18 protein-coding genes and 1 tRNA gene are annotated in these 18,115 nt (G+C 71.5%); 11 read left to right on the top strand and 8 right to left on the bottom strand.

From position 1 onward, the window contains the following. Positions 1-18 precede the first annotated feature (18 nt). The 5 genes from ABUW04_RS25965 to ABUW04_RS25945 all read left to right on the top strand — a co-directional run bounded on the left by ABUW04_RS25965 (position 19) and on the right by ABUW04_RS25945 (position 3,570). On the top strand, positions 19-750 hold the full coding sequence (locus tag ABUW04_RS25965; RefSeq protein WP_030249803.1) for a hypothetical protein: 732 nt from the start codon (positions 19-21) through the stop codon (positions 748-750). Then, positions 743-1,531, top strand: coding sequence for a hypothetical protein (locus ABUW04_RS25960; RefSeq protein ID WP_157623595.1), 789 nt, complete (start codon positions 743-745; stop codon positions 1,529-1,531). The genes ABUW04_RS25965 and ABUW04_RS25960 overlap by 8 nt, the downstream gene beginning before the upstream one ends. A gap of 57 nt (positions 1,532-1,588) precedes the next feature. Continuing rightward, positions 1,589-1,912 (top strand): hypothetical protein, encoded by a 324-nt coding sequence (locus ABUW04_RS25955; protein WP_380566781.1) that lies wholly within the window; start codon positions 1,589-1,591, stop codon positions 1,910-1,912. Further along, positions 1,909-3,432 carry an alpha/beta hydrolase gene (locus tag ABUW04_RS25950; protein ID WP_380566780.1) on the top strand — a complete coding sequence of 508 codons (1,524 nt, stop codon included), beginning with the start codon at positions 1,909-1,911 and terminating at the stop codon, positions 3,430-3,432. The genes ABUW04_RS25955 and ABUW04_RS25950 overlap by 4 nt, the downstream gene beginning before the upstream one ends. Positions 3,433-3,497: 65 nt before the next feature. Beyond that, positions 3,498-3,570: transfer RNA gene (locus tag ABUW04_RS25945), tRNA-Thr, on the top strand. 99 nt (positions 3,571-3,669) lie between these two features. Here ABUW04_RS25945 and ABUW04_RS25940 read toward each other — a convergent pair. Beyond that, complete coding sequence (locus ABUW04_RS25940; protein WP_380566779.1) at positions 3,670-4,317, bottom strand: nucleoside/nucleotide kinase family protein; 648 nt, start codon at positions 4,315-4,317, stop codon at positions 3,670-3,672. Between the two features lie 117 nt (positions 4,318-4,434). Here ABUW04_RS25940 and ABUW04_RS25935 point away from each other — a divergent pair, with 117 nt between their 5' ends. The 5 genes from ABUW04_RS25935 to ABUW04_RS25915 all read left to right on the top strand — a co-directional run bounded on the left by ABUW04_RS25935 (position 4,435) and on the right by ABUW04_RS25915 (position 9,638). Next, positions 4,435-5,106 carry a response regulator transcription factor gene (locus ABUW04_RS25935; RefSeq protein ID WP_030249813.1) on the top strand — a complete coding sequence of 224 codons (672 nt, stop codon included), beginning with the start codon at positions 4,435-4,437 and terminating at the stop codon, positions 5,104-5,106. Between the two features lie 94 nt (positions 5,107-5,200). Further along, positions 5,201-6,316, top strand: coding sequence for a galactose-1-phosphate uridylyltransferase (gene galT / locus ABUW04_RS25930; RefSeq protein ID WP_030249815.1), 1,116 nt, complete (start codon positions 5,201-5,203; stop codon positions 6,314-6,316). Continuing rightward, a complete protein-coding gene (gene galE, locus ABUW04_RS25925) occupies positions 6,313-7,287 on the top strand; it encodes a UDP-glucose 4-epimerase GalE (RefSeq protein ID WP_380566778.1) in 975 nt (324 codons plus the stop codon). The genes galT and galE overlap by 4 nt, the downstream gene beginning before the upstream one ends. 3 nt (positions 7,288-7,290) lie before the next feature. After that, positions 7,291-8,511, top strand: coding sequence for a galactokinase (gene galK / locus ABUW04_RS25920; RefSeq protein ID WP_380566777.1), 1,221 nt, complete (start codon positions 7,291-7,293; stop codon positions 8,509-8,511). Between the two features lie 170 nt (positions 8,512-8,681). Further along, the gene (locus ABUW04_RS25915) at positions 8,682-9,638 is read left to right on the top strand and encodes a LuxR C-terminal-related transcriptional regulator (RefSeq protein WP_380566776.1); all 957 of its coding nucleotides are present in this window, start codon (positions 8,682-8,684) and stop codon (positions 9,636-9,638) included. Positions 9,639-9,705: 67 nt separating this feature from the next. Here the strand turns inward: ABUW04_RS25915 and ABUW04_RS25910 are convergent, their stop codons facing one another. The 5 genes from ABUW04_RS25910 to ABUW04_RS25890 all read right to left on the bottom strand — a co-directional run bounded on the left by ABUW04_RS25910 (position 9,706) and on the right by ABUW04_RS25890 (position 15,465). Then, positions 9,706-10,419 (bottom strand): hypothetical protein, encoded by a 714-nt coding sequence (locus ABUW04_RS25910; protein WP_380566775.1) that lies wholly within the window; start codon positions 10,417-10,419, stop codon positions 9,706-9,708. Positions 10,420-10,439: 20 nt separating this feature from the next. Then, the gene (locus ABUW04_RS25905) at positions 10,440-12,302 is read right to left on the bottom strand and encodes a phosphatidylglycerol lysyltransferase domain-containing protein (RefSeq protein WP_380566774.1); all 1,863 of its coding nucleotides are present in this window, start codon (positions 12,300-12,302) and stop codon (positions 10,440-10,442) included. A gap of 167 nt (positions 12,303-12,469) precedes the next feature. Next, entirely contained in the window at positions 12,470-13,363 is an 894-nt protein-coding gene (locus ABUW04_RS25900) for an SGNH/GDSL hydrolase family protein (RefSeq protein ID WP_380566773.1), read from the bottom strand. 201 nt (positions 13,364-13,564) lie between these two features. Continuing rightward, the gene (locus ABUW04_RS25895; protein ID WP_380566772.1) at positions 13,565-14,827 is read right to left on the bottom strand and encodes a glycosyl hydrolase family 8; all 1,263 of its coding nucleotides are present in this window, start codon (positions 14,825-14,827) and stop codon (positions 13,565-13,567) included. Positions 14,828-14,967: 140 nt separating this feature from the next. After that, a complete protein-coding gene (locus tag ABUW04_RS25890) occupies positions 14,968-15,465 on the bottom strand; it encodes a MarR family winged helix-turn-helix transcriptional regulator (RefSeq protein WP_030249835.1) in 498 nt (165 codons plus the stop codon). A gap of 110 nt (positions 15,466-15,575) precedes the next feature. Here ABUW04_RS25890 and ABUW04_RS25885 point away from each other — a divergent pair, with 110 nt between their 5' ends. Further along, positions 15,576-16,364, top strand: a complete 789-nt coding sequence (locus tag ABUW04_RS25885; protein WP_380566771.1) for a trans-aconitate 2-methyltransferase — start codon at positions 15,576-15,578, stop codon at positions 16,362-16,364. A gap of 29 nt (positions 16,365-16,393) precedes the next feature. On the opposite strand, the gene ABUW04_RS25880 is transcribed toward ABUW04_RS25885, so the two are convergent. Next, positions 16,394-17,128 (bottom strand): TetR/AcrR family transcriptional regulator, encoded by a 735-nt coding sequence (locus tag ABUW04_RS25880; RefSeq protein WP_232242018.1) that lies wholly within the window; start codon positions 17,126-17,128, stop codon positions 16,394-16,396. A gap of 7 nt (positions 17,129-17,135) precedes the next feature. Then, positions 17,136-18,095: an acyl-CoA desaturase gene (locus ABUW04_RS25875; RefSeq protein ID WP_380566967.1), complete on the bottom strand. Its 960-nt coding sequence runs from the start codon at positions 18,093-18,095 to the stop codon at positions 17,136-17,138. Positions 18,096-18,115: the final 20 nt, after the last annotated feature.

Here is an 18,115-nt window from a genome sequence, read left to right as displayed (position 1 = left end):
CGGACCCAAGGGGGAAGCATGTTCAGTCCTTCGCAGTACCAGGAAGCCACGTCGAAGCTCGGGGAGCAGCCTCGCATCCTCCATCTGCATGCGTCTGAGCTGGAGGTGAAGGCTCAACATCTCGCGGACGAGTGGTACATCCCGGAACCGGTGGCGGAGGTGATCCTCGAGCTGGTGAGCCGGATCAACACCACGACCGAGCAGTTGATCAGCATGTTCGAGGATGCGCTGGAAAGCATCGGGGCCCCCTGGTCGATGTGGGAGAACCATCATGGATGGCAGAGCTTGCGCGGGTCCGCGACTGGAGTGGCTGCCAATGTGACTCCTTCCACGCTGGGCTCGGTCGGATCATGGACGGGGGCGGCCGCTACCGCTTACACCCAAGCGATCGGTCCGCAGTCGGCAGCAGCTGCGCGGTTGGGCTCTATTGCCGACAAGGTCCAGGGGTTGCTGGCATCGTGCGCCGAGGGCGGAGCGCTGTTCTACCTCGGGCTACTTGTCGAAGCGGTCCAGCTGCTGTTTGCCTACGGGGTCGCATCAGCGGCGACGGCTACCGGGGTCGCCGCCCCGGGCGGACTGGTAGTCGCGCTCGGCGGCAGTGCCGCGGTCCTCACTGCTGTGGTGGCTCTGGTCTCCGCCCTGACGAACTTCGCCAAGGGGCAGGCTGACGCACTCTCCGATCTCCAGAACGAAGCCGTGGATCAGAGCGCATTCCCATTCGGGCACTGGCCGAAGGCCGTCAATGTCTGACAGCGGTCACTACACGGATGGACCGGGAGGTCCGCGCAGGCAGGGATGGCAGCCCCCGCCCTCCGGCAACGTCGTCGTCGACGAGACCGGCTGGCCGGTAGGCAGCGTGATGGCGCGGCGGGCCAGGGCCGCGGCGAACGCGTCCAAGATCTGGGTCACTTGCCGATTCCTCAGCGTGGTCCTTGTCGAAGTCTGTTTTCTGGTCCCCCTGATCGTCTGGCTGACCAGTGGCAGCGCGGCTCGACGGGCAGTGTTCTACGGAAACGACCCCACGGAAGGAATCAGCAGGGGGCTGATGCCGCTGTTCGCCGTCGGGCTGATCGTCGTTCTGCTCTTCGTGATCCGTCCGACGACGGGAAGGCCGCTCGTTCTTTATCCGATCGGCATGTGCGCTGCCTTGCTGTGGGAGCCCAGCGGCGCGGCGAAGGCTGTGGGGAACGTGTACCCGTCGACTGGCGTCGGTCTGACGGTTCTGGCCGGGGTGACGACGGGTGTCTCGGTCTGCGCGCTGTTCCCTCCGCCGCGGCCGATGGCCTTCCGTGTCCTGCTGGCCCTGGCCTGGGTGGCGGCATGGAGTTGGTGCGGGATGGTGGGCCAGGCCCTGGCAGGGGTCGGTGGACAGATCTCCGGGAGTTCCGACCCGCGAGCGGAGCAGGCGCTGGGCTGGCTGCTGATCATCGGCTCAGTGCTGATGCTCTTCGCTGTGCTCCCCTGCCTCTCGCCGAGGAGTTGGCCCCCGCGCTCACCCCTTGGGGTGAATGGAAGGCGAATCGCTTCCTGACTCTCTGTTGCTTTCTAAGCTTCCCGGTGACGGAGTGTCATCTCGGGAGGGTCTTCCATGGACGTCATCGAGGGTGGTGGGCTGGCGGTTCGGCCGGAGGTGTTGGAGGCGGAGGCGAGTGCGCTCAACTCGGCGGCGCTTCAGGTCGAATCCGCAGTGCGACGTGGGTTCGGAGAGATCGCGGCGGCTGGGGGAGCGCTCGCGGGCTGGCGGACCGGGGCTGCTTTGGAGGAGTGTGCTGCGGCCTGGGCCGTGCGCCTGGCGGCCGTGGTCGCGGCGTTGGACGGGCATGCCGGGCGATTGCGGGTCAGCGTGCGGAGCTACCGCGAGGCCGATGCGGCGGCACGGGCCTCCATGGCGATTCAGCCGGTGCTCCCATGAGCCCGCTCCCGGGGCAGGTGGCCGAGCTGCAAGTCGGAGCCATGGCCTCAGCGGGCCGGGCCTGTGACGCACTGGCGAGGGAGTTGGCCGAGCAGGCCGCCGTGGTGAGTGGTGCTCGCTGCGCCACCGGCGAGGCATGGCAGGGCGAGGCAGCCTTTCGGGCCGGCCTTGCCGTCGACGCCGACCGGTTGCGGCTGATCGCGGCAGGGGAGCAGATGCAGGGGTTGGCCGTCCTGCTGACGCAGTACGCGGAGGAGTTGCGGGAGACGAGCGGCGCCGTGCGTGCGGTCCTGCACAACGGCGACAGCAATGTCGCTGCCCTCGCCGTCGCGATGGCGAAGGCGGCGGAGGTCGACGGACGCTGCGCCGCAGAGTTGCTGCGCTCGGCTGCGCAGGCCAGGGACGGCAGCGCACTGGACCTGCCCACCGCCACCACGCAACTCGCCTCCGCCACCGCGCTGGTGGCCGGTTCGCTGCCCCCTCGCGGCAGCAGTCCCGCCCAGGTCCGGGACTGGTGGCGTCGCCGCAGCGCCGACGAGCGGCGGATGATCATCGCCGACGCGCCACAGCTCATCGGCAGCCTGGACGGCATCCCCTGCGCGGACCGGGACCGCGCCAATCGGGTACTGCTCGACCGCCTCATCGACACGGACGGGGAGGTGTCCCGCCGCGCCGCCCTCACCGCCGTCAGGGAGCGGCTTAGGTACCGGCGGGACGGGGCGCCGTCGACGCTGCTGCTCTCGATCGGTGTCGAGGGCCAAGGCCAGGGCCGTGCCGTGCTCGCCTTCGGCGATCCCGACCGGGCGGCCGACGTCGCCGTCTATGTCCCCGGAATGGGGACAACTCTGGCCGACGTCGCCGGCAAGGACGGGGCCCGCGCCCTGGCCGTCCACGACGCGGCAGCGGCGCTGGCCCCCCGCTCGCGGCCGACCTCCTCCGTGGTCTGGCTCGGCTACGACCCGCCGTCCGGCTTCCCCGAAGGGGCCTCGCCCGCCCGTGCCGTCGCCGGTGCGGCCCGGTACGGAGGCTTCCTGGCCGGACTGCGGGCCACCAACGCCCGGGGCACGCCGCCCCATCTCACCGCCATCGGCCACAGCTACGGGTCGCTGCTGGTCGGCAAGGCCGCGCAACGGCCCGGCGGGATCGCCGCCGACGAGATCGTCCTGCTCGGCAGCCCGGGGACGGGGGCGGTCCGCGCGGAGCAGCTCGGCATGGAGCCGGGGCACGTCTGGGCCGCTGCCGCCCCGGACGACCCGGTCACCGAGCGGCTGCCGGCCCCACCGCGACTGCTGGCCTCGCTGCTGGCAGGACATGCGCCGGCGGCACTGCTCCCGGTGCAGCTGGGGGCGGCGCACCGGGCCCGGGGCTGGTTCGGCACCCGCCCCGCCGATCCCGCCTTCGGGGCCCGCCTGCTCCCCGCCGAGGACGGTCCCGACGGCAACCCGCACTCCCACTACCTCGACCCCGGCAGCCCCACCCTGGCCGCCCTCGCGGCCGTGGTCACGGCCCCGCCGCCATGACGTCGAACGTGTGCGGGAGTGGATTTTGATGCTGGGGCGATGACCAGGTATTGTCTTCCTCGTTCGCCCCTATAGCTCAGTCGGTAGAGCGTCTCCATGGTAAGGAGAAGGTCTGCGGTTCGATTCCGCATGGGGGCTCTGGCAGGACCGAAGGCCCCCCGCCACTGGCGGGGGGCCTTCGTCGTACAAGCCGCACAACTGCACAGCCGCACAGCCGCGCAGCCGCATGACGCCCCCTCAGCTGCCGGGCACCACCAGGTCGTAGCGGTCGGCCGGGACGGACTTCACCAGATCGCCATTGGGCCGGTCGTTGCCCTCGACCCGGGATCGGGCCCGGGCCGGCGACGAGCCGTTGCCCCGGTGGCGCCGGCCGAGCCGCTGCTCGCGCAGGGCGTCGGGGGCCTCGACGTACCAGAGCTGGTCCAGCAGCGCGGCGGCCTCGCGCCAGCCCGGCAGGTCCAGGCCGAGGTAGTTGCCCTCGGTGACGACCAGGCGGGCGCCGGGGGCGATGACGTGCCGGGCGGCCACGGGCTCGTGCAGCAGCCGGTCGTAGTCGGGCGCGTAGACGTCGTGGTCGGCGGCCTCGGTCCCCTTGCCGACGCGCCGCAGCAGCGCCAGGTAGCCCTGGACGTCGAAGCTGGGCGCGGAGCCCTTGCGGTCGGTCAGCCTGAGCCGTTCCAACTGGGCGTTGGAGAGGTGGAAGCCGTCCAGCGGCAGCAGCGCCGCCGTCCCGGGGCCGAGCCGGGCGTCCACACCGTGGAGCAGCGCGGCCGCGAGGGTGGACTTGCCGGCCCCGGGCGGCCCGCACAGGCCGAGGAGCCGCCGCCCGGGCCGGTCCAGCAGACGGACGGCCTCGTCGACGAGGTGGTGGGGTGCGGAGTGCATGCTCCCAGTTTGCCCGCACCCGTCCAGGGACTTCCCCAGCGCGGCATGCTGGCGGTACGTGTACGGCATGGGCTGTGATGGTGCGTCACACCAAATGCGTCACTTCGAGGGGGAATCGTGGGCGTGCGGCTCGTGGTCGTTGACGACCACCGACTGCTGGCGGAGGCACTGGCGACCGCGCTGCAGCTGAGGGGGCACCGGATCCTCGCTGTGGGCACCCCGGTGGGGGCGGCGGCCGAACTGGTGCTGCACCGGCGCCCGGAGGTGTGCCTGCTGGGGGTCGCGCACCCGGAGGACGGCGCGTCGTTCGACGCGGTGCGCCGGATCCGCCGCGAACGTCCGGAGGTGGGCGTCGTGGTGATGGGGGGCGCCGCGAGCCTGGCCGGGGTGGCTGCCGCGTTCGGGGCCGGGGCGGCCGGATACGTCCGCCAGGACGACCGGATCGAGGTGGTCGAGCGTGCCCTGACCAGAGTCAGGGCCGGGGAGGCCGCAGTGGCCCCGGAACTGCTGCAGGCGGCGTTCCAGCACCTGCTGCGCCCCTCGGCCGAGCCGGACGACGAGGCGGTGCGGCTGCTGCGGCTGCTGACCCGGCGCGAGGTGCAGGTGCTGATGCGGATCGCTGAGGGGGAGGACACCCGGGAGATCGCGGTGGGGATGTCCATCGCCCCCAGCACCGCCCGCACGCATGTGCAGCGGGTACTCATGAAGCTCGGCGCCCGGACCCGGCTGGAGGCGGCGGCGGTGGCGGCCCGGACCGGGCTGCTGGAACGGGTCGCCCAGGACGACTGATCGCGACCGACTCGTTCAGGGTGTTGACTCATGATGTGTTGTGTTTGAATATGTTGGTAAGGGGTTCGCCGTAGTGTGAAAAATGGAGCGCGTAGTGAAGAAGACCAGCACTCGGATGGCCGACGGCCGCGAGTTGATCTACTACGACTCCCGTGACGACACGGTGCGCGACGACCCCGACCTGCGGCCGCTCGAAGCCACCGCCACCTCCTCGGAGATCCGCTACGACCCGCTGCTCGACGAGTGGGTCGTGATCGCCTCGCACCGCCAGGGCCGCATCTACCACCCGCCGGCGGACGAGTGCCCGCTCTGCCCCTCCCGCGACGGACGGCTCAGCGAGATCCCGGCGCCCGACTACGACGTCGTGGTCTTCGAGAACCGCTTCCCCTCGCTCACCACCTCGGCCGCGGGCGCTCCCGACACCGTCACCGGGACGCTGCCGCACCACGCCCGTCCCGGCAACGGCCGCTGCGAGGTGGTCTGCTTCACCTCCGACCACGACTCCTCCTTCGCCGACCTCACCCCCGCCCAGGTCGGCCTGGTGCTGGACGCCTGGACCGACCGCACCGCCGAACTGTCCGCGATCCCCGGCGTCGAGCAGGTGTTCTGCTTCGAGAACCGCGGCGAGGAGATCGGCGTCACCCTCGGCCACCCGCACGGCCAGATCTACGCGTACCCGTTCGTCACCCCGCGCACCGAGCGCATGCTCGCCTCGGCCGCCGCGCACCGCAGGCGCACCGGGCGCAACCTCTTCGACGACCTGCTCGCCGCCGAGCGCGCCGAGGGCGACCGGGTCGTCATCGCCGGGGAGCACTGGACCGCCTTCGTCCCCTACGCCGCGCACTGGCCCTACGAGGTGCACCTTTACCCCAACCGCAGGGTCGGCGACCTGCTCGCCCTCAACGACGCCGAGCGCGCCGAGTTCTGCACGGTCTACCTCGACCTGCTGCGCCGCTTCGACCTGCTGTTCGACACCGACGGCTCCGGCACCAACAAGACCCCCTACATCGCCGCGCTGCACCAGTCCCCGGTCCGCTCCGGCCCGCCCGGCACAGGCGGGGAACTGGCACTTCACATGGAGCTCTTCACGATCCGTCGTACGGTGGGCAAGCTCAAGTTCCTGGCCGGCTCCGAATCGGGCATGGACGTGTTCATCAACGACGTGTCGCCGGAGACGGCGGCGAAGCGCCTACGAGAGGTCTCCCCATGACCCCCCAGTCAGCGAAATACCTGGTCACCGGCGGCGCCGGCTACGTCGGCGGCGTCGTCGCCGCGCACCTGCTGGAGGCCGGCCACCAGGTCGTCGTCCTGGACGACCTCTCCACCGGGCACCGCGTCTCCGTCCCGGCCGGCGCCGAGTTCGTCCAGGGCCGGATCCAGGACGCCTCGGACGTGCTCGACGGGTCCTTCGACGGCGTGCTGCACTTCGCCGCCAGCTCGCAGGTCGGCGAGTCGGTCGCGGACCCGGAGAAGTACTGGCGCAACAACGTCGCCGGCTCGCTGGAGCTGCTGAGCGCCATGCGCAAGGCCGACGTCCGCCGCCTGGTCTTCTCCTCCACCGCCGCCGTCTACGGCGAGCCCGAGGTCAGCCCGATCGAGGAGACCGCGCGCACCGCGCCGACCAACCCCTACGGCGCCACCAAGCTCGCCGTCGACCACATGATCACCAGTGAGGCGAACGCCCACGGCCTGGCCGCGGTCTCGCTGCGCTACTTCAACGTCGCCGGCGCCTACGGCGTCCAGGGTGAGCGGCACGACCCGGAGTCGCACCTGATCCCGCTGGTCATCCAGGCCGCGCTGGGCAAGCGCCCGCACATCGCCGTGTACGGCGACGACTACCCCACCCCCGACGGCACCTGCGTCCGCGACTACATCCACGTCGCCGACCTCGCCGACGCCCACCTGCTGGCCCTCGCCGCGGCCGAGTCCGGACAGCACCTGATCTGCAACCTCGGCAACGGCAGCGGCTTCTCGGTCCGCGAGGTGGTCGAGTCGGTGCGCCGGGTCACCGGCCGCGAGATCAAGGCCGTGACGGCCGAGCGCCGCCCCGGCGACCCCGCCGCGCTGGTCGCCTCCGCCGCCCGGGCCCGCACCCTGCTCGGCTGGAACCCCCGCCGCACCGACCTCGACGCGATCGTCGCCGACGCGTGGAACTTCGCCCTCGCACTGGAACAGGAGTAAGCAGTGACCGATCAGGACGGGACCGGCCCGGTCAGGACCGGCCCAGACGGGGCCGTGCGCGAGGCCGTGGCCAAGGGCTTCGAGGCCGTGTACGGGACCACCCCGCAGGTGGTCTGGCAGGCCCCCGGGCGGGTCAACGTGATCGGTGAGCACACCGACTACAACGACGGCTTCATGCTCCCCATAGCCCTGCCGCACGCCACCCGTCTCGCCGCCGCGCTGCGCGAGGACGGTGTGCTGCGGCTGCACAGCGCCCAGTCCCCGGACGGCTCCGGGATCACCGAGCTGTCCCTGTCCGACCTGGTCCCCGGCTCCGTGCCGGGCTGGGCCGGCTACCCCGCCGGGGTGGTCTGGGCGCTGCGCGACGCCGGGCACGCCGTCCCCGGGGCCGACCTGTACTTCGACAGCGACGTACCGGTCGGCGCCGGCCTGTCCTCCTCGGCCGCCCTGGAGTGCGCCGTCGCCGCCGCGTACAACGACCTCTGCGGCCTCGGCCTGACGCCCACCCGGCTCGCGCTGCTGAGCCAGCACGCCGAGAACGTCTTCGTGGGCGTGCCCTGCGGCATCCTGGACCAGCTCGCCTCCAGCTGCTGCGCGGAGGGCGCCGCCCTCTTCGTCGACGTCCGCAGCATCGACCCGGCCGAGGGCCGGACCCGCCAGGTCCCGCTGGACCTGGCCGGCGCCGGCCTGGTGCTGCTGGTCATCGACACCCAGGTCAAGCACGCCCACGCGGACGGCGCCTACGCCGAGCGGCGCCGGGGCTGCGAGAAGGCCGCCGCGATCCTGGGCCTGCCCGCGCTGCGCGACCTCGCCCTCGCCGACCTGGACGCCGCGCTGGACCGGCTGCCGGACGACGGGCTGCGCGCCCTGGTCCGGCACGTCGTCACCGAGGACGCCCGGGTCGAGCAGGTCACCGCGCTGCTGGACGCCGGTGAACTGCGGGCCATCGGCCCGCTGCTGACGGAGGGTCATGCCTCGATGCGTGACGACTACCGGATCTCCTGCACCGAGACCGACCTGGCGGTCGACACCGCCGTCGCGGCCGGCGCGCTGGGTGCGCGGATGACCGGCGGCGGCTTCGGCGGCTCCATCATCGCCCTGGTCGAGAAGGCGGACGCGGAGGCCGTGGCAGCCGCGGTGGCCGACGCGTTCGCCGCACAGGGCTGGACCGCGCCCCGGGCCTTCACCGCGGTGCCCTCGGCGGGCGCCAGGCGACTCGCGTAGCCGGCGCCGTTACGGTCGCGCAGGTCCCCGTGCCCCCGGAGGTTCCGGGGGCACGGGGACCTGCTTGTTGAACGGCATGCGCCAACAAGGACGACGGCGGTGCGCGATCTCGCTACCCTGAATCAACATCCGGCTGGGGGGCCGGACTGAGGCAGGATCAGGGGGCAGCAGTGGCGCGTATCCGGGTCCTGGTCGCGGACGGGCACCGCATCTTCGCCGAGGCGCTCGCCACGGCACTGACCGCCGAACCGGACGTGGACGTCGCCGCGGCAGGAAGCGCGCAGGCCGCCGAGCGGGCGCTGGAGCGCGCCGCCGCCGAGAACCGGCCGTTCCAGGTGCTGCTGGTGGACGCGGACCTCACCCCGGGCGGTGCCCCGCCACCGCCCGGGAGCCAGCCCCGGCTGCCCGAGGCCAGGCGCACCCTCGCACCCCCGCAACGCGCCCCCGTGGTGCACCTCCCCGCCCAGCGCAAGGCTGGCTACGGCACGCCCCCCGCAGGGGCGGGACCGGCGGGGGCAGGGCCTGCGGGCGCAGGCCCGGCCGCCCGCATCCCGGCGCCCCGCAACGGCGGCTCCGGCGCCACCAACGGCAGCACGGCCGCGACGCCCAACCCCGCCACCACCCCGGCGACGACGCCCGCTGCCCCGGTCGGGGACGGCCTCAGCTTCGCCGCCCGGGCCCGGGCGGCGCATCCGACCCTCCAGGTGATCGTCCTGGCCGTCGACGACGACCCCCGCCGGGTGGTCCAGGCCCTCCAGGCAGGGGCCGGCGCCTGGGTCGCCAAGGAGAGCTCGCTGGGACGGCTGATGGCCGTCATCAAGGGCGTCATGCGGGACGAGACGCACATCCCGCCGCTGCTGCTCACCGGGGTCATCAGGGAGCTCACCGCGGCCCGCCGCGACCGCACCGAGAGCGAGCGGCTGGTCGAGTCGCTCACCCCGCGCGAGAAGCAGGTGCTGCGCTGCATGGTCGCCGGCCTGGGCCGCCAGGCCGTCGCCGACCGGCTCTTCCTCTCGCCGCACACGGTGCGGACGCACATGCAGAACGTCCTCGGCAAACTCGGCGTCCACAGCACGCTGGCCGCTGTGGCGTTGGCCCGGCGGGCGGGGGTGGGGCCGGCGGACTAGTGCAGGTGGTGCATGGTTCTCGCGCAGTTCCCCGCGCCCCTGGACGTCTGCAACTGGCTCACTTGCACTACCTAGGGGCGCGAGGAACTGCGCGACAAGCCACAGCAGAGCTGCACCCGCGCTCCAACGGCACCATGCACAACGCCGGTACGGAAACCACGAAGATCGCCGCCAGGTGCTCCGCCCCTGCCAGGTTGGGGTACAGCGCCTCCTCCAGCACCATCGCCGTGACCGTCACGCCCCCGGTAACCCACGCGCGGTAGCGCCAGGCGACGGCGACCGCCAGGGCGACGACGGCTGCGGAGGGGCCGGTGTCACGGACCCACGCGTCCTCCCAGGGCAGCCCGAACAGCGCCGCAGGCCCCTGGCGGACACCCTGGCGGGCGTACAGCGTCCCGGCGAGGGTGCCCGCGTAGGCGACCAATAGGGTGCTGCGCCGTCCGAGCGTGAGTTCGGCGATGCCGAACACCACGAAGACCTGTGCCGCGGCCCCCCAGGCCGGCAGATCCGGCGCCGGTACGAAGAGCGACAGCGGCGTCCGTGCCAGCGACTCCCACAGCGGGAGCGCCGCCCGCACCACGCCCACCCGCTCGACCAGCACCGCCCCGCCCGCGGCGTGCTGCAGCAGCTGGAAGCCCAGAACCGCCGCCGTCGCCGCGAACGTCATCCGCAGCGCCGCCAGCCGCTCCCGGGCCAGGCTCTCGCGTACCGCCAGGTAGAGCCCGCCCCACTCGACGCTCAGCGCCGACCGCAGGGCCGCCTGTAGCTGGGAGTGCCTCATCCCACGAAAATAGGACATAACTAGCCAATTGGCTGCTTGGTGCCGGTTGCCGTCGTGCCCTCGGAGCTGGGGGTGCTGCCGTGGGCGCCCTCGTCGCCGCTACCGCCGCTACCGCCGCCCTCGCCGTCCAGCGCGCGGCTGTGCCGCCGCTTGAACAGGCTGGGCAGGCTCGGTGCGGTGATGAAACCCTCGGCCCGGGCCGAGGCCAGGCCGATCCTGGGCAGGTCGCTGCTGCGGGCGAACAGCAGGTAGCGGGGCTCCCAGATGGGCCGGTACTTGGCGTTCGCCCGATAGAGGGACTCGATCTGCCACCAGCGCGACAGGAACATCAGCACCGAGCGCCACAGCCGCAGCACCGGTCCCGCGCCCAGCTTCGATCCGCGCTCGAAGACGGCCCGGAACATGGCGAAGTTCAGCGACACCCGCTTGATGCCGACGGTGTCGGCCTGCCCCAGCAGCTCGATGACCATGAACTCCAGCAGTCCGTTGTCGGAGTCCCGGTCGCGCCGCATCAGGTCCAGCGAGAGGCCGTCGCGCCCCCAGGGGACGAAGCTCAGCAGTGCCCGCAGCTCGCCCTGCCCGTCGTGGCACTCCAGCATCACGCACTGGCCGTCGTCGGGGTCGCCCAGGCGGCCCAGCGCCATCGAGAAGCCGCGCTCGGTCTGCCCGTCGCGCCAGGTGTCGGCGCGCTCCAGCAGGGTCTGCATCTCGTCGTCGGGAATGTCCGCGTGGCGGCGCACCCGTACGGTGTAGCCGGCCCGGCCGACCTTCTTGTGCGCCTGGCGCACGCCGCGCATGGCGCGCCCCTCCAGGGTGAACTCGTCCACCTCGACGATGGCCTCGTCGCCCAGCTCCAGGGCGTTCAGCCCGTGCCGGGAGTAGACCGTGCCGCCCTCCTCGCTGGCGCCCATCACGGCCGGGACCCAGGCGTGCTCGCGGGCCTGGTCCAGCCAGCGGTCGATCGCCCCGGGCCAGGCCTCCACGTCGCCGATCGGGTCGCCCGAGGCCAGCGAGACCCCGCCGACCACCCGGTAGGCGACGGCGGCCTTCCCGGAGGGGGAGAACAGCACCGACTTGTCGCGGCGCAGCGCGAAGTAGCCCAGCGAGTCACGCTCCCCGTGCCGGTCCAGCAGCTCCCGCAGCCGCTTCTCGTCGTCGGGGCACAGGTACTCCTTGCCCTTGGGGGAGCGGAACAGCGCGTACAGCACCAGCAGGAAGATCAACGCGCTCATCGCGTTGATGGCGATGTCCACCCAGTGCGGGATGACGATGTTGCGGTAACCGGTTCCGGACGGGGCCAGGGTGTACACCCGCATGGCGGCGTACTGGATCCGGTGCCGCAGGAACGATCCGTCCGCCTCGTTGGTCAAGGTGACCAGCAGGGTGCCGACCAGGACGCCCACCGCGCCGCCGCCGACCAGGGCGGCCAGCGCCAGCCTGGGGTTGCTGCGGTCGCCCTTGGCGTGGAACTCCCTGCGGCCGACCAGCAGGGCGGCGAACATCAGCAGGGTGACGGTGGCCGAGGTCCAGTTGAACCAGTGCTCCCTGACCTCCGGGTAGAGCGCCAGCAGCAGGGCCATCAGGAACACGTAGAGGCCGACGACGATCACGTTGAAGATCCAGGCCGCGCGTTTGCGGCGGCGCATCATCATGGCCAGGAACAGCGCCAGGGCACCCGAGGTGAACCCGGCGGTGATCATGTACGGGGTGAAGAAGTCGCCGGTGTTGTGCCGGGTCACCTGGCTGTGGAACGGGGCTGAGACGGCTCCGAGGAAGTTGAGTACCGCGGCCACCCGCAGGTACCAGACCGCGAACACGGCGGCGCGAGGGCGCCAGACCGCGAGTCGGTTCGGTGCAGTTTCGGACGACACGTCCCTCCCCATCCTTTATAGGTGAATCCTCATAATTGCATAACATTTCCGCAACATCGTCGCCCGGAACGCCGAGAGCCCGCCCCCCGAACGGCGGGGGGGCGGGCTCTGGCTACGGTCTGACCCCGAGGGCTCTCACCTCGGGGTCAGTACGGGGTCAGCGGGTGGTCCGTACGGGGTCACCGACGGCGCAGCACCTTCTCGAAGACTCCGGCGATCACCGCGTGACCGGTCGGGTTGGCGTGGATGTCCTGGTACTGGGTGCACTCCCAGGTCCAGGCGCAGATCCTGGCCACGTTCAGCGGAACCGTGCCGAACACCGGCAGGGTGGCCTGGTCGGTGAAGTCGTCCGTGGAGAACGCCTTGGCCACGTCGGCCAGCCTGAACCCGCTCTTCCGCAGCCCCTGGTCGATGACGCCGTTCAGGGTGTCCGACAGCACCGTGGACTGCTGGGCCTCGACCTGACCGGTGGCCCCGGTCAGCCAGACCGCCAGGAACGGGTCGTAGTAGTTCATCCCGGCGTACTGCGGGGCGCCCCAGCCCTGGCCGCCGGCCCGGCGCAGCCCCGAGGCGATCTGCGGCAGCTGGGTGGCGACCGTGGCGATGCCCTTGGCGGTGCAGGCCTGGTCGATGCCGGTGGCACTGAGGCAGCCGTCCACGTCGTTGGCGCCGATGTCCAGGGTCACGTACTCCACCTGGCCGCGGTGCGCCCGCAGGAACGCCTCGGCCGCGCCCAGCTGCGAGGTCGCCCCCGGGTAGCTGCAGATGCCGCCGGCGATCATCGTCTCGGTGGTCTCGCCGCTGCAGCCCAGCTTGACGTGGACCAGCGTCGGGTCCTGCTTCTTCAGCCGGGTGTACAGCTGGTCCGTGTAGGACACGTCGGTGTTGGTGCGGACGTTCGGCTGGTAGCCGGCCGCCAGCGAGTCCCCGAGCGAGACGTAGTAGTGCGGCTGCGGATGGAGCCGTCCGCCCCGGTCGTGCGCGGACGCGGTGCCGGTCATCGCCGCGGTGGCCAGGGCCACGGTCGCGAGGACGCCGAAGGCGCGGCGCAGCCGGGAGGTGGTGCTGGGCATAGGTGGTGCCCCCCTTGTGGGAGGAGCCGCGACGGTGCGACTCCTGATCCCAGGGAGTATCCCAACTCACCGGTAGCTTGTGGCAATACCCGTGCAAGGAACGGTGCCGCCACCCCCTCGACCCAGGGGTCGAGGGGGCGGCGGGGTACGGGCGGTCAGGTGGTCGGATGCCGGACGGTGGGGCGCCGACCTGAGCCGGTGTCAGCTCGCCGGGCTCCAGTAGTCGCCGGCCATCACGATGTAGACCAGCATCTTGATGGTCTCGCCGTAGTAGGCGTCACCGAACGGATTGGACGCCAGCTGCTTCCAGATGGCGTCGGTCCAGGCCTGGTCACCGGAGGCCATCGCCGCCGGGCCGACCGAGTCGCCGGCCTCCTCGGCCTGGGTGTCGCCGGAGACGTTGCCGTTGGCGCAGTTCAGCTTCACGTGCGGCTGGACCTTGGCCGGGTTCCCGCCGGACAGCGACTTCAGGCAGGCCGACTCCAGCTTGGCCACCCTGTAGGCGGTGGCCGCCGTGGTCGAACCGTTCACCAGGGCGTCGGTGCCCAGGTGCCAGGGCACCCGGATGGAGTTGTAGCCGACGATGTTGTCGGGCTGGTCCTCCTGGTAGTCGGCGGGGGCCGGCTTGGGGCTGGTCCCGTTGGCGCCGACCACGAAGTCCGACAGCAGGCCCGAGCTCGCCGAGTACGAGGCGGTGAACTCGTTGATGACCGCCTCGGTGCGGGTGACCACCTTGCTCCAGTCGTGCGCGGTGTCGTACCTGGCGAACGCCCGCAGGTGGTCCAGCATCATGTCGGACGGCCGGGTGTCGGTGCTCGGGCCGTCGTCCTCGCACTTCAGGTGGCCGTCCGAGGCCACGTCATGGGCGTAGATGCTGGCCAGCCAGGCCTTGGCGTCGGCGGTGTAGCCGCCCCACTGCTGGTCGGCCAGGATCAGGCCGTAGCCCACGTCGAGGTCGCCGTCGGTGGCCGAGTCCGGGGTGCCGCTGTCGGTGTACTTGCAGCTCTTGCCGTCGAGCTGCCACTCCATCAGGCCGTCGGCGTCCTTGTGGTCCTTGACCAGCTGCCACAGCCCGTTGAACTCGGTCTGCGCGCTGCTGTCGTAACCGGCCATCAGTGGCACGATGTTCATGCCGTAGCCCTGCGCCTCGGAGACCGTGCCGTTGTTGGGGGCGTCGTCGTCGCCCTTGGTGGAGACGTAGTACTCGTTCGAGGCACAGCCCTTGACCAGGTAGGTCTTCTTCCAGGAGTCGTACTGCTTCTCCACCGCGGCGTCCCGGCTGGACTGCGACGCCGAGGGCAGCACGCCGACCTTGTAGGTGACGTGGGTGGGGAAGGGCTTCGCCGGACTGGTGGCGGCCGAGGCGCTGGCCCCGCCGGTGACGGCGAGACCGAGGCAGATGCAGCCGGCCGCCGCGACCGTGGCGACCATCTTCCGTGCGGGAGAGCGCAACTGACGAACCATCTGGTGGTTCTCCTTCGTGGGGGAAGGGTGCCTGTTTATAAGTTAGGAAAGTTTCCTAACTCGATTTCGGCAAGGATGGCCCGCTTGCCGGTGCGCAGTCAAGGGTGTGGCGGGACTTCCGCTCAGGTTCTACCCGGCTACTACTCAGGAAGGTTGTCGAACGGGGCCACCAACTGCCGCAGCAGTCCGGCGAGCTCCCCGCGCTGAGCTGTGGAGAGCTCCGCCAGCAGGGCGCGTTCGTGCGCCAGCAGCCCGGCCAGCGCCTGGTCCGCGAGATCGCGGCCGGCCCCGGTCAGCCGCACCAGCACCCCGCGCCGGTCGCCCGGATCGGGCAGCCGCTGGACCAGTCCCTTGACCGCGAGCCGGTCGATCCGGTTGGTCATCGTCCCCGAGGTGACCAGAGTCTGCGTCAGCAGCTGTCCGGGGGAGAGCTGGTACGGGGAGCCGGCCCGGCGCAGCGCGGTCAGGACGTCGAACTCCCACGGCTCCAGGTTGTGCTCGGCGAAGGCGGTGCGCCTGGCCCGGTCGAGGTGGCGGGCGAGCCTGCTGATCCGGCTGAGCACCTCGAGCGGTTCCACGTCGAGGTCCGGGCGCTCTCGGCGCCACGCAGCGACCAGCCGGTCGACCTCGTCCTCCATGGTTGATCAGTGTAGTGGGCGGTGTGTCGACATGAAGTCTCTTGACATCAAGAAAAGGTATCGGTCAGACTCGAAGTATCTTGACGTCAAGATATATGGAGGCTTTGCCCATGACCGGCACCGCGACCAGCACCACCTGGGACCCCGCCCAGTACCTCCGCCACGCCGACCACCGCAGCCGGCCCTTCCACGACCTCGTCGACCGCGTCCCCGGCACCCCGGCCCGCATCGTCGACCTCGGCTGCGGGCCCGGCAACACCACCGCCACCCTCACCGACCGCTGGCCCGACGCCGCCCTCACCGGCATCGACCACTCGCCGCAGATGATCGAACAGGCCCGCGCCGACCACCCCGGGCTCGCCTTCCGCATCGGCGACATCACCACCTGGGACCCGGCCGAGGACGGCAGCCCCGACCTGATCCTCTCCAACGCCGCCCTCCAGTGGGTCCCCGGCCACGTCGACCTGCTGCCCCGCTGGACCGAAGCCCTCCCGGCCGGCGGCACCCTCGCCTTCCAGATCCCCGGCAACTTCGACGCCCCCACCCACACCCTGCTCACCGAACTCCGCGGCAGCGCCCGCTGGAACGGCCGCCTGGCCGGCACCGAACGCCCCGCCGTCCTGGAACCCGCCGACTACCTGGCCCGGCTCAGCGCCCTGGACTGCACCGTCGACGCCTGGGAGACCACCTACTACCAGACCCTGACCGGCGCCCACCCGGTCCTCGACTGGATGCTCGGCACCGGGCTGCGCCCCGCCCTCGCCGCCCTCACCGACCCCGCCGAACGCGCGGACTTCCTCGCCGAGTACGGCGCCCTCCTCGACCGGGCCTACCCGGCCACCCGCTACGGCACCGTGCTCCCGTACCGCCGCATCTTCATCATCGCCACCAGGAAGTGAGGGCCGCCACTCGCTGTCCGCGGCGCCGGCTAGCTCTTCCGCCGGCCCACCAGCTGGGGGCGGCGTTCCATGCCCTCCAGGCCGTGCCAGGCCAGGTTCACCAGGTGGGCGACGACCTCGGCCTTCTTCGGCTTCCGGACGTCCAGCCACCACTGACCCGTCAGCGCGACCATCCCCACCAGCATCTGCGCGTACATCGGCGCCAGCTTCGCGTCATAGCCCCGCGACTTGAACTCATGGCCCAGGATGTCCTCGACCTGCGTCGCGATGTCGTTGATCAGCGACGCGAACGTCCCGGTCGACTGCGCCACCGGCGAATCCCGCACCAGGATCCGGAAGCCGTCCGTCGACGTCTCGATGTAGTCCAGCAGCGCGAACGCCGCCTCCTCGCACAGCTCCCGCGGATGGCCGCCCGTCAACGAACCGGTCACCATGTCCAGCAGCAACTGCATCTCACGGTCCACCACGACCGCGTACAGCCCCTCCTTGCCGCCGAAGTGCTCGTACACCACCGGCTTGGACACCCCGGCCTTCGCCGCGATCTCCTCCACCGACGTCGCCTCGTACCCGCGCTCCGCGAACAGCGCACGGCCCACGTCCAGCAGCTGCTCCCGCCGTTGCTTCCCGCTCATCCGGACCCGGGTGGCCCGCGCCGCCGGAGCCTTCCTGGTCCGTGCGCCCCCCGCCCCCCGGCCGGCCCGCGCGGGCGCGGGTGGATCCCCTGGATCCCCCGCGCCGTCCGACCCACTGCTGCTCTCGTTCACAGGACCATCATGCCGCGCGCCGGGCCTCGATCCGCTCCGGGCTGGGCCAGCGGACATCCCGAGCCCACCCGGCCAGTTCGAACCAGCGGATCAGCCGCGCCGAGGAGTCGATCTGCCCGCGCAGCACCCCGTGCCGCGCCGAGGTCGGATCGGCGTGGTGCAGGTTGTGCCAGGACTCGCCGCAGGACAGCACCGCCAGCCAGGCCACGTTCCCGGAGCGGTCCCGCGACTTGAACGGGTGCTTGCCCATCGCGTGGCAGATCGAGTTGATCGACCAGGTCACATGGTGCAGCAGCGCCACCCGGACCAGCGAGCCCCAGAAGAACGCCGTCAGCGCGCCCTCCCAGGACCACGACCACAACCCGCCGACCAGCGGCGGAAGCAGGATCGAGGTGAGCGTGAAGAAGGCGAACTGGCGCGAGATCCAGGAGATGTCCCGGTCCCGGACCAGGTCCGGTGCGTAGGTCTGCTGCGGGGTCTGCTCCTCGTCGAACAGCCACCCCATGTGCGCCCACCACAGGCCCTTCAGCAGCGCCGGGACGGACTCGCCGTAGCGCCAGGGGGAGTGCGGGTCGCCGTCCTTGTCGGAGAACTTGTGGTGCTTGCGGTGGTCCGCCACCCAGCGCACGATCGGGCCCTCGATGGCCAGGCTGCCGGCCACGGCCATCCCGATCTTCAGCGCGCGGTTGGCCTTGAACGAGCCGTGGGTGAAGAAGCGGTGGAAGCCGACGGTGATCCCGTGGCAGGCGGTGAAGTACATCACCACCATGATCACGACATCGTGCCAGCCCAGGCCCCACCCCCAGGCCACCGGGATCGCGGCCAGCACGGCGAGGAACGGCACCGCGATGAACGAGGCCAGCGCGAAGCGCTCCGCCGCCCCCTGCTTCTCCCCGCCCCGGGTGGCCGAGATCATGGCCGGCGGCCGTGGCTGCTTGTCTCCTTCGAACCCCTCGGACTGCGGCATAGCGGATGTCGCAGCAACGG

Origin of the sequence: Streptacidiphilus jeojiensis, from assembly GCF_042510965.1 — a bacterium.
In the GTDB taxonomy this organism is placed as follows: Bacteria; Actinomycetota; Actinomycetes; order Streptomycetales; family Streptomycetaceae; genus Streptacidiphilus; species Streptacidiphilus jeojiensis.
Note: the sequence above shows the minus strand (reverse complement) of the source record. Positions and strands in the feature narration are given on the sequence as shown.